The organism is Luteolibacter pohnpeiensis (assembly GCF_016595435.1).
Taxonomy (GTDB): domain Bacteria; phylum Verrucomicrobiota; class Verrucomicrobiia; order Verrucomicrobiales; family Akkermansiaceae; genus Luteolibacter; species Luteolibacter pohnpeiensis.
Genome location: NZ_JAENIJ010000101.1, coordinates 1 through 1931 on the forward strand (window position 1 = coordinate 1; position 1931 = coordinate 1931).

Genomic DNA, 1931 nt, shown 5'->3' on the forward strand with positions numbered 1-1931 from the left:
CTCCGCGTGATCGCCCAATGCGGCTGAAACCCATCGTCAATCCATCCTCAAAACCTCAACAAAAAGCCTCATCCCCAATCTTTGGTGTAGACCCCAAATTTCTAATTTCGCGCGGCGGGTTACCGTGCTGCCGGGAGTTCGCAATAGCAACAAAAGTGGCGGACAGGGAGGGATTCGAACCCTCGGTACTGTTTCCAGCACACACGCTTTCCAAGCGTGCTCATTCGACCACTCTGACACCTGCCCTTGGAGGGCGGGACGCTAGAAACTTCAGCGACTCTTGGCAACCTCTATTTTTGAAAACTCTCAAACCTTTTCAGATCTGGCCAAAATCCATAGGAAATCCGAGAGTCGATTGAAGAACAGAAGGACATGCTGCGATACGATTTCTCCTGATTCGTGCAGTTTCCAGATCGATCTCTCTGCCCGTCTGGCAATGGATCGGGCAAAATCTAATGCTGATCTTCCCACTGAGCCTTCAGCTCCAGGCCGTGCCCAGCCGGTAAACTTTACGCCGCTTCGCTCGTATTCACGGGCTAAATTTTCAATCCAAATCACATCGCCCACCTCGATCATTGCGTATTCACGCTCGCGATAGCGCACCGAATCTTCTGGTAAGCAGGCTAGCTCCCCCATCAATCCAACCAGTCGTTGCTGGATTTCATCCAACAGTGAAATGATTTCATCACCCGCTCCACAAACCCTGGCCATACCCAGTGCCGCGTTGAGTTCATCGACGCAGCCTAGGGCCTCGATCCGAGGCGCGGTTTTTGAAATTCTCCGCCCAAATAACAAATCCGTTTCCCCCTCGTCCCCCCTTTTTGTCACGATACTCATGGCAAAATGCTACTGCATGGAAAAATCCATGTCCATCCGACTCCATCCATGCTTCCTGTGGGCGTGATCATCAAACTCGCAAAACTAGGCGACGGGCCGGAAATCTTTCACACCATTCAAGGCGAAGGCGTGAGTGTTGGCGCTCCCGCAGTTTTCATCCGCTCATCTCGCTGCAATCTCCATTGCCATTGGTGCGATACCGATCACACGTGGAATTTCGAAGGCACGCCCTGGAAACATGAGAAAAATACCAAGTATCAAAAGTCCGCTGTCACTTGGGAAATGGAGACTGCCGCCGCTGCTGAGCGGATTCTTTCCTTTGATTGCTCAAGAACGATCATCACGGGAGGCGAGCCACTGCTGCAAGAATCCGCATTCCTTGAAGTCATCCAGGTGATACGTCAAAAAAAACCAGCGCATCAATTCGAGGTCGAAACCAATGGAACTCGCATTCCCTGCCCGGAATTTGCGGCAGCTGTCGATCAGTTCAATGTATCGCCCAAACTTGCAAATTCCGGTATGGAAGAAATCCTACGAATTCGCCCGGATGCACTTCGTTTCTACGCTGCCAACCCGAAGGCTTGGTTCAAATTTGTGGTCGCCAGCGCCGACGATCTTCAAGAAATCAAGGAGCTGATGCGGCTCCATGATCTTCCTCGCGAAAAGGTGATTTTGATGCCTGAGGGGCGCACTTCAGCTGAACTCGATCGCATCGCACCTTGGTTGGCAGAATGTTGCAGGGATTGCGGATTTCGCTTCTCCGATCGACTTCACATCCGTCTCTGGGGAGATAAACGAGGAGTTTGAGAGGTTCATGAAAATTTACGGTTGCCCTGCGATCAATCTCCCGCTAATCCTCTCCTGCGCACGCTGTGTAGGAGGTCATTCCACACAGCTAGTCCCAAAGCCTCGGTAGCTCAGCTGGTAGAGCAGAAGACTCTTAATCTTTTGGTCCTTGGTTCGAATCCAAGCCGGGGTACTTTAAAATCAACAACTTACGGGGTCTACACCAAAGATTGGGGATGAGGCTTTTTGTTGAGGTTTTGAGGATGGATTGACGATGGGTTTCAGCCGCATTGGGCGATCACGCGGAG

Annotated in this window: 2 protein-coding genes and 2 tRNA genes; 2 read left to right on the top strand and 2 right to left on the bottom strand. The window is 51.4% G+C overall.

The window, feature by feature from the left end; genetic code table 11:
* Nucleotides 1-156: 156 nt before the first annotated feature.
* Both JIN85_RS20245 and JIN85_RS20250 read right to left on the bottom strand, forming a co-directional pair.
* Nucleotides 157-246 (bottom strand) — tRNA-Ser (locus tag JIN85_RS20245).
* A 60-nt stretch (nucleotides 247-306) separates the two neighbouring features.
* Nucleotides 307-837 carry a cob(I)yrinic acid a,c-diamide adenosyltransferase gene (locus tag JIN85_RS20250; protein ID WP_200274270.1) on the bottom strand — a complete coding sequence of 177 codons (531 nt, stop codon included), beginning with the start codon at nucleotides 835-837 and terminating at the stop codon, nucleotides 307-309.
* A gap of 6 nt (nucleotides 838-843) precedes the next feature.
* Between JIN85_RS20250 and JIN85_RS20255 the strand changes: the two genes are divergently transcribed.
* The gene (locus JIN85_RS20255; RefSeq protein WP_234047537.1) at nucleotides 844-1644 is read left to right on the top strand and encodes a 7-carboxy-7-deazaguanine synthase QueE; all 801 of its coding nucleotides are present in this window, start codon (nucleotides 844-846) and stop codon (nucleotides 1642-1644) included.
* Nucleotides 1645-1743: 99 nt separating this feature from the next.
* Nucleotides 1744-1816 (top strand) — tRNA-Lys (locus JIN85_RS20260).
* Nucleotides 1817-1931 lie beyond the last annotated feature (115 nt).